This window comes from Ornithinimicrobium murale, assembly GCF_003352835.1.
Classification (GTDB): Bacteria; Actinomycetota; Actinomycetes; order Actinomycetales; family Dermatophilaceae; genus Ornithinicoccus; species Ornithinicoccus muralis.
Genome location: NZ_QLVD01000027.1, coordinates 23707 through 31969 on the forward strand (window position 1 = coordinate 23707; position 8263 = coordinate 31969).

Here is an 8263-nt window from a genome sequence, read left to right on the forward strand (position 1 = left end):
CAGAGCGAGGTGAACCCATGGCGTTGTCCCCTGAGGACGTCATCAAGAAGAGTTTCAGCGCGACCCACCTGCGTCGGGGGTATGACGAGACGCAGGTCGACGACTTCCTGGACGAGGTGGTCGTCGAGCTCCGCCGGTTGATCGCCGAGCACGACGAGGTCGCCGCCCAGCTGGAGGAGTGCCGCTCCGGGCAGTATGCCGAGGGGCCCGACGGCGAGGCCGTCGCCTTCGCCGGCAGTCCCGATGAGAAGCAGCTCGCCCAGGTGCGCAAGGAGCGCGAGGAGCTGGTCGCCGAGCTCGAGACGCTGTCCGGTCAGCTGGACGCCCGCAAGGCGGAGGTTGCCGAGGCCGAGGCCGAGGCGGAGCGCCGCATCGCCGCCGCCAAGGAGAAGGCCGACCAGGCGGACGAGGAGCTGGAGGGCAGCCTGCAGGGCGAGCTCAAGGAGCTGCAGCAGCAGGTCGAGGTCACCCGCGAGGAGGCCGAGCAGGAGCAGGCCCGACTGGCCGAGCTGCGCGCCCAGGTCGCCGAGGCCGAGCAGGCCGCCGCGGAGGCCGAGCGGGCCGCTGCCGAGACCGCTCCCGCTGCTGCTGCCGCCGTTGAGGCTCCCGCTGTGTCCAGTGCCGACGCGGACGCCGACGCCGACGCCGCCGACGCGGACGCCGGGTCCGAGGAACCGTCCGCTGCGGACGCTGCCGTGGTCGGTGCCGTTGCCGCCGGAGGGGCCACCGCCGTGGGCGGGGGCCGCGCCGAGGACTCCACCAAGATCATCGAGCTGGCCCAACGCCTGCACGACCAGCACGTCGCCGAGGGCGAGGAGACCCGGGCACGGCTGATCAGCGAGGGCGACGACTACCGCGAGAAAGTTGTCAACGAGGCCGACGAGAAGGCGCAGACCCTGATCCGGGAGGGCCAGGAGAGGCACGACGAGCTCATCTCCACCGGCCAGGCCGAGCACGACAAGCTGGTCAACACGGGCCAGGCCCGGCACGACGAGCTGGTCAACACCGGCCAGGCCCGGCACGACGAGCTGGTCTCCACCGGTCAGGCCGAGCACGACCGGCTGGTCACCGAGGGCACCACCAAGCGCAACCAGATGGTGGGGGAGGCCGAGAACACCCGGTCCAACATCCTCACCGACCTGGAGACCAAGAAGGCCGGGCTCAACACCAAGATCGAGGAGCTGCGCACCTTCGAGGGCGACTACCGCAAGACGCTGCGCGGCTACCTGTCCGAGCAGATGGGCTTCCTGGACAAGGACGGCGACGGCGTCGACGACCGGCTCCAGTGACGCCCGGGCGGCGCCGCCGGTGACCCACGGGTGACCGGGCGGGACCGCCCCCGGTGAGCACTCCGCATACGGACAGCCACCAGCACCAGACCCCCGTGATCGGCCACCCGGCCGGCGCGGGGGTCTGCTGCTTCACCCCGAACTTGCCTGCCGCCGACAAATGTTCACTTACAGGGTTGTCATTCGCCCCCCTGAGCACCTATTCTTCGCGGACCTGACTCAATCGGCGTCAGGTTTCGTGACGTTCGGAGCAAGGGGTCGCATGGCTGGCAAGGATGGCGCTGCTGCCGCGAAGTCGACGGCAAAGAAGACCGCGACACAGTCCTCGACGAAGAAGGCCGCGGCACGGAAGACGACTGCCACCAAGGCCGCGCCGGCACGCAACTCGGCGCGTCCGACCGCCGCCAAGGGTCGGTCGGGGAGCAGCAAGTCCGCGACGAAGAAGGCCGCCGCCGCCAAGGTCGTCGACCTGCCGGTGCTCGAGCAGGAGGACCCGTGGACGGCTGCGGAGCTCGCCGAGGTGCGCGCCGAGCTGGACAGCGACCAGCGCCGGCTGCAGGCCGAGGTGGACGAGGCCGAGGCCGATCTGGCCGAGCTGATGCGCGACAGCGGCGAGGGGTCGGGCGACGACCAGGCCGACGCGGGGGCCGCCACCTGGGAGCGCGAGCACGAGCTGTCGCTGACCAACAACGCCAAGGAACTGCTCGAGCAGATCGAGCGTGCGCTGGAGCGGATCGCGGAAGGCACCTACGGCACCTGTGAGTCGTGCGGCAACGCGATCGGGAAGATGCGGCTCCAGGCGTTCCCACGTGCGACCCTGTGTCTGACATGCAAGCAGAAGCAGGAGCGGCGCTGACCCCCGAGGCCGGGGACGACGCCACGGACTCCCCAGCACGGCCACACCGACGGTCCCTCTTCTGGCTGGTCCTGGCTATCGCGGTCGCCTGGGTGACCACCGACCAGATCACCAAGAACATCGCCGAGGACGCGCTGTCCGACGGGTCCACCCACCCGTTCATCGGGGAGCTGCTGCAGTTCCACCTGACCTACAACTCGGGTGCCGCGTTCTCGATCGGCACCGGGTCCACCGGGCTCCTGACGATCCTGGCGGTGACGGTGTGCGTGGTCATCATCTGGAACGCGCGCCGCCTCGGCTCGTTGGCCTGGGCGATCGGGCTCGGCCTGTTGCTCGGCGGGGCACTGGGCAACCTCACCGACCGGCTGATCCGCGAGCCCAGCTTCGGCAAGGGCCACGTCGTGGACTTCCTGATGCTGCCGAACTTCCCGATCTTCAACATCGCCGACATCGGCATCACCTCCGCCGCCATCCTGATCGGACTGCTGGCGCTGCGCGGCATCAACCCCGACGGCACGCTGGCCTCCGACGAGGACGACAAGCCGCGGAAGAAGCGCGGGCGCCATGCGGCGGCCAGTGCGGCTGGGGCTGACGAGGCTGGGGCTGACGAGGCTGGGGACAGCGCGACCGGGTCTGACCACGCTGCAGTTGACCACGCTGCAGCTGACCACGCTGAGGTTGGGGAGTGGTCCGAATCTCCCCAAAAAGGCGCGACGGACGGTCCGAACCTCCCCAAAAATGGGGATGACAGGTGACCGACAGTCGGACGTTGAATGTCCCGGACGGCCTGGAGGGTGAGCGGGTCGACGCCGGGCTCTCCCGGCTGCTCGGCCTGTCCCGCAGCAAGGTCGCGGAGCTGGCGAGCGAGGGACACATCAGCGTCGGCGGTCGCGCCGTCGGCAAGTCCGACCGGCTGCAGGCCGGTGAGTGGGTCGAGGTCGTGCTGCCCCCGGCGCGCGAGCCGGAGGAGCTCGCGGTCCGCGCCGAACCCGTCGAGGGCATGCGCATCGTGCACGACGACACCGAGATGGTCGTCGTGGACAAGCCGGCGTTCGTCGCGGCGCACCCCAGCGTCGGGTGGAGCGGGCCGACGGTCGTCGGGGGACTGGCCGCGGCCGGCTACCGGATCTCCACCTCCGGTGCCCCGGAGCGACAGGGCATCGTGCAGCGCCTGGACGTGGGCACCAGCGGGCTGATGGTCGTGGCCAAGTCCGAACGGGCCTACACCGTGCTCAAGCAGGCCTTTCGGGACCGGGTGGTCGACAAGACCTATCACACGCTCGTGCAGGGGCTGCCCGATCCGCACGAGGGCACCATTGACGCACCGATCGGGCGACACCCCGGGCACGACTACCGGTTTGCCGTGCGCAACGAGGGACGGCACTCGATCACGCACTACGAGCTGCTCGAGGCGCACCGCCGGGCCAGCCTGCTGCAGGTCCACCTGGAGACCGGCCGCACGCACCAGATCCGGGTGCACTTCTCGGCGCTGCGCCACCCGTGCTGCGGCGACCTGACCTATGGCGCCGACCCCAAGTTGGCCGCCGAGCTCGGGTTGCAGCGCCAATGGCTGCACGCCGTCAAGCTGGGCTTCGAGCACCCGGGCAGCGGCGACTACGTCTCGTTCGAGAGCCCATACCCCGAGGACCTCCGCAGTGCACTCGACAGGATCGCCGGCTGAGTGCACTCGACAGGATCGCCAGCTGAGCGCACTCGACAGGAACGCCGTCTGAGGGCAGGCTTGGTGGTTGTGAACCGGACTCCCACAGAACGCCCCGTCCCTGCCCGTCTGCGGTCCGGCCTCCCGGCCATCGGGCTGGTGCTCGCCCTCGGCCTGACCGGTTGCTCTGTCGTGGACAGCCCGGGCTCGTGGTCCCCGCCGTCGACGCCCACCTCCGGTGACGCGGCGCCGACCACCGGTGACGCGGCGCCGACCACGGGTGACGCGGCGCCGACGACCGAGGAGCCCCCGGCCACGGAAGAGCCCCCAGCTGCCGACCGGCTCGTCGGGACGTGGCGGCTGCAGACCACGTATCTGCAGGACGCCGCCGGGGCGACCAGCTCGGGCCAGCAGGTGCCGCGGCTCACCTTCCAGGCGGACGGATCGCTCGCCGTCGACACCGGCTGCAACACCGGAGGCGGCGACTACACGGTGAGCGGTGACCAGATCACGCTCAGCCCGATCGCCATGACGCTGCGCGCCTGCGAGGGCGCGGCCGGCGCACTCGAGGCCGTGCTCGTCGGGCTGCTGGGCGCCGAGGCGCTGGACTACCGCATCGACGGGTCGCGACTGACTCTCACCGTCGAGGACGGCACGACGCTGGCCTTCAGCCGCGTGGTCGTCGCGAACGGGGACAGTGCCTCAACCACCAGCCAGCCGGCGGCCGGCACGTCGGGGACCCAGCAGCCGACGAAGAGCGCGGACCCCACGAGGACCGCCAGCCCCACGAAGACTGCCGGCCCGACCCGCACCCAGACACCACCGGCGACCACCACCGCTCCCTGAGCCCCCGCCGGGCCAGCCCGCGCCACCGGTGAGGTGGCCGGAATGACCCATGCCCACGGCATACAGATGGGCAGTTTGACCGACGCGAGCCACGCACCCGCAGCCCTAGCGTCGAAGCATGTCCGGTCTCAGTGTTCTCGCCGGCCTTGTCTCGACCGTCTTCTTCGTCGGCGCTGCGCTGCCGATGGTCGGCAAGGCCGTGATGACCCGTGACCTGGAGTCCTACAGCCTGGGCAACCTGCTCCTGGCCAACGGCGGCAACGCCGTGCACTCCCTGTATGTCTTCAGCCTGCCGGCCGGTCCGATCTGGGTACTGCACAGCTTCTACGCGGTCACCTCCGCGGTGATGCTGGTGCTCTACCTGCGGTTCGCCGGCGCTCCCCACCGGAGGAACCCATGTCCACCACCGACCCCGACACCACCACCGAAGCCAGCACCGGCCCGGATCACCTCACTGACACGTTGATCATCGGCGCGGGGCAGGCCGGCCTGGCCACCGCGCACCTGCTCACCGAAGCCGGTCGCGACTGCCTCGTGGTCGACGGCTCCCACCGCGTCGGTGACAACTGGCGCCATCAGTACGACTCGCTCACCCTCTATAGCCCCAACGCCTGGAACAGCCTGCCGGGGCTGGCCTTCCCGGGTGCGGCCTGGGACTTCCCCGGCAAGGACGAGGTGGGCGACTACCTCGAGCAGTATGCCGAACAGCTGGGTCTGCCGGTGCGGCTCGACACCCGCGTGGGTCACCTCGGGCGGGAGGGCAGTGGGTTCCGTGCCGAGACCTCGACCGGGGCGGTGCACAGCCAGAACGTGGTCATCGCCACCGGCTCGTTCGGTCGCACCCCGTCGGTCCCGGACTGCGCCGCTGACCTCGACCCGGCGATCCTGCAGCTGCACTCCAGCCAGTACCGCCGCCCCGGGCAGCTGCGTGAGGGGCCCGTCCTGGTGGTGGGCGCCGCGCACTCGGGGTGCGACATCGCCCTGGAGCTGGCCGCGAGTCGTCCCACGACGCTGGCCGGCCGGGACCCCGGGCAGATCCCGGTGTCCTGGGACAGCCCAGGCTTCCGGGTCGCCATGTCCGTGTTGCTCCAGGTCCAGCGGCACGTGATGACGCGGCGGACCCCGGTGGGGCGCCGCCAGCGGCAGGACGTCCTGGCCCACGGCGGCCCGATGCTCCGCGTCAAGCGCGCGGACCTGCGGGACGCCGGTGTCACGCGCACCCACGCGCGCGTGGTGGGAACGGTCGGCGGGCAGCCACAGCTGGACGACGGCACGGTCCTGGAGGTGGCCAACGTCATCTGGGCCACCGGGTTCCGGCACGACTACTCCTGGCTCGACCTGCCGGTGCTGGATGAGACCGGGTGGCCCCGGGAGTTCCGCGGGGTGGCCCAAGACGTGGAGGGCGTGTTCTTCTGCGGGCTGTCCTACCAGTACGCCTTTGCCTCGATGCTGCTGCACGGCGTCGGGCGCGACGCGGACTATCTGGTGCGCCGCATCCTCGCCCGCCCCGTCGCCGTGCCCACCCGCCGGCAGCTCCACCCGAACCGGGAGGAGTAACCTCCGAGGTGGAGGACCTGGGCGATGAACCACGACGAGCCCCGTGCCCTGCGGATCGGAGCCGACCGCGGTGAGCGCAGCCATGCACCTCCCGGCGGCGGAGAGGCCGCCCTGGAGGGGCAGAGTGCTGCCGACCTCGTCGCGGCCGGCACGGCGGCCCATCTCGCCGGTGACCTGGGCGGGTCCGTGCGAGCGCTGCAGCGCGCCCACCAGCTGCACACCGCGGCGGGCGCCGCCTCCGAGGCCCTGCGCACGGCCTTCCTGCTGGCGGTCGTCTTCGAGCGTGCCGGTCAGATGTCGCTCTTCCAGGGGTGGCTGGCACGAGCTCAGCGCACCCTCGCCGAGATGTCCGCGACCGAGGACGCCGACCGGACGTGGTGCCGGGGCTATGTGGCGGTGCTGGAGGTGCAGCAGGCACTGGCCGCGGGTCGGCTCGGCGACATCCAGCCCCTGTCCGAGGAGATCGCCGCGGTCGGGCACCAGCACCACGATGCGGACCTGATCGCCCTGGGGACCGTGGCCCAGGGACGCCTGGCGATCTATGGCGGGGAGGTGGTCCGGGGGTTGGCGTTGCTGGATGAGGCGGTTGCCGGGGTGCTGGCGGGGGAGACGACCCCGTTCATCGCGGGGCAGGTCTACTGCACCGCCATCGAGGGCTGCCAGGAGATCGGCGAGATCCAGCGGATGGGTCAGTGGGTCGAGGCCCTGCAGACCTGGTGCTCCGACCAGCCGGGCCTGGCCGAGTTCACCGGGGCCTGTTCTCTGCACCGGGGACAGGTGCTCGCGCTCCACGGGCACTGGCCCGAGGCGATCACGGAGTTCGCCGCCGCACGAGCGCGATATGAGCTGCTGGGACAGTCGGCTGCCGCCGGCAACAGCGAACGGGAGCGGGGCGACCTGCTCCAGCTCCGGGGCGACCTGGCGGGTGCCGAGGAGGCCTACCGCGACGCCCTGGCCCTTGGCTGCGACCCGCAGCCCGGCCTCGCCCGCCTCTGGTTGCGCCAGGGCCGGACCGATGCGGCTCTTGCGGCCGTCCGACGGTGCCTCGGCGAGACGCCGGTGCCCACTCGACGGATCGCCCTGCTGCCGGCCGCCGTCGAGGTCCTGCTGCGGGCGCAGCAGACCGACGAGGCACGGGGCCTGGTGGTCGAGCTCGATGACCTGGCCGAGGCCACCGGGTGCCTCCCGGTCGCGGCAGCCGCAGCCCACGCTCACGCGCACGCCGAGCTGGCCGGCCGTGACCCTGCGGCTGCCCTGCCCTATGCCCGCAAGGCGATGCAGCTGTGGACCAGCATCGGAGCAGTCTTCGAGCGGGCCTGTTCCCGGCTGGTCCTCGCCCGTGCCCTCGAAGCTCTGGGGGACCGTGAGTCGTGCAGTCGGGAGCTGGAGGAGGCCCGGGTTATCTTCGAGCAACTGGGAGCGGGCGCGTTCCTGCAGGAGGCCGGCACCCTGTTCGAGCCGGGGACACCCAGCCCGGCAGGCCCCACGGGTCTGACCGCCCGGGAGGTGGAGGTCCTGCGCCTCGTGGCCTCGGGGCGGGGCAACCGGGAGATCGCCGACCTGCTCTTCCTGAGCGAGCGGACCGTGGCCCGCCACCTCAGCAACATCTTCGCCAAGCTGGACGTGCGCTCGCGCACCGCCGCGGCGGCGTATGCCCACGAGCACCAACTGGTGTGATGGCCCCCGCTCGGGCCTCTGACCTGCACTGATGGACCCGGTGAGGCCTACCGGTCACCCCTTGTTGTCCCGGAGTTGGTTCCGCCGCGGATCCGGTGCTAAAGTTCTACATGGCGCAGCGGCCATGCCGCGCGAACAACCTTGCCGATGGACCTGGCCAGGGCGCTCTCCCCGGAGAGCAGCCGATTTGGACAAGCGAGACCGGCAAGTTAGACTGAACAGGTTGCCCCAAACGCTGTGCAGACTGGAATGGTTTGTGTGGTGGGTGGTGTGTGTCCGATCTTTGAGAACTCAACAGCGTGTCAGTAATCGATGCCAATTTTTACCCTGTCCTGGGGCATGGTGCGCATTCTTTGTGGGTGTGTGGTGTGTTCTGGT

8 protein-coding genes are annotated in these 8263 nt (G+C 70.8%); all 8 read left to right on the forward strand.

Going from position 1 to position 8263, the window contains the following annotated elements; all coding sequences use genetic code 11:
- Positions 1-17 precede the first annotated feature (17 nt).
- Complete coding sequence (locus DPQ65_RS13130) at positions 18-1289, forward strand: DivIVA domain-containing protein (protein WP_114907810.1); 1272 nt, start codon at positions 18-20, stop codon at positions 1287-1289.
- Between the two features lie 262 nt (positions 1290-1551).
- Positions 1552-2145 carry a TraR/DksA C4-type zinc finger protein gene (locus DPQ65_RS13135; RefSeq protein ID WP_114907811.1) on the forward strand — a complete coding sequence of 198 codons (594 nt, stop codon included), beginning with the start codon at positions 1552-1554 and terminating at the stop codon, positions 2143-2145.
- Complete coding sequence (gene lspA / locus DPQ65_RS13140; RefSeq protein WP_202863135.1) at positions 2118-2900, forward strand: signal peptidase II; 783 nt, start codon at positions 2118-2120, stop codon at positions 2898-2900. Before DPQ65_RS13135 ends, lspA begins: the two co-directional genes overlap by 28 nt.
- The gene (locus DPQ65_RS13145; protein WP_114907812.1) at positions 2897-3826 is read left to right on the forward strand and encodes an RluA family pseudouridine synthase; all 930 of its coding nucleotides are present in this window, start codon (positions 2897-2899) and stop codon (positions 3824-3826) included. The genes lspA and DPQ65_RS13145 overlap by 4 nt, the downstream gene beginning before the upstream one ends.
- A gap of 69 nt (positions 3827-3895) precedes the next feature.
- Positions 3896-4651, forward strand: coding sequence for an META domain-containing protein (locus tag DPQ65_RS13150; RefSeq protein ID WP_162802218.1), 756 nt, complete (start codon positions 3896-3898; stop codon positions 4649-4651).
- Positions 4652-4769: 118 nt separating this feature from the next.
- Positions 4770-5117: a hypothetical protein gene (locus DPQ65_RS13155; RefSeq protein ID WP_202863136.1), complete on the forward strand. Its 348-nt coding sequence runs from the start codon at positions 4770-4772 to the stop codon at positions 5115-5117.
- A complete protein-coding gene (locus DPQ65_RS13160; RefSeq protein WP_114907814.1) occupies positions 5048-6208 on the forward strand; it encodes a flavin-containing monooxygenase in 1161 nt (386 codons plus the stop codon). Before DPQ65_RS13155 ends, DPQ65_RS13160 begins: the two co-directional genes overlap by 70 nt.
- 24 nt (positions 6209-6232) lie before the next feature.
- Positions 6233-7885: a helix-turn-helix transcriptional regulator gene (locus DPQ65_RS13165; RefSeq protein WP_114907815.1), complete on the forward strand. Its 1653-nt coding sequence runs from the start codon at positions 6233-6235 to the stop codon at positions 7883-7885.
- Positions 7886-8263: the final 378 nt, after the last annotated feature.

Coding starts and splice junctions, on each gene's coding strand:
- DPQ65_RS13130 (WP_114907810.1), top strand. CDS start 18: ATGGCGTTGTCCCCTGAGGACGTCATCAAGAAGAGTTTCAGCGCGACC.
- DPQ65_RS13135 (WP_114907811.1), top strand. CDS start 1,552: ATGGCTGGCAAGGATGGCGCTGCTGCCGCGAAGTCGACGGCAAAGAAG.
- lspA (WP_202863135.1), top strand. CDS start 2,118: ATGCAAGCAGAAGCAGGAGCGGCGCTGACCCCCGAGGCCGGGGACGAC.
- DPQ65_RS13155 (WP_202863136.1), top strand. CDS start 4,770: ATGTCCGGTCTCAGTGTTCTCGCCGGCCTTGTCTCGACCGTCTTCTTC.
- DPQ65_RS13160 (WP_114907814.1), top strand. CDS start 5,048: ATGTCCACCACCGACCCCGACACCACCACCGAAGCCAGCACCGGCCCG.
- DPQ65_RS13165 (WP_114907815.1), top strand. CDS start 6,233: ATGAACCACGACGAGCCCCGTGCCCTGCGGATCGGAGCCGACCGCGGT.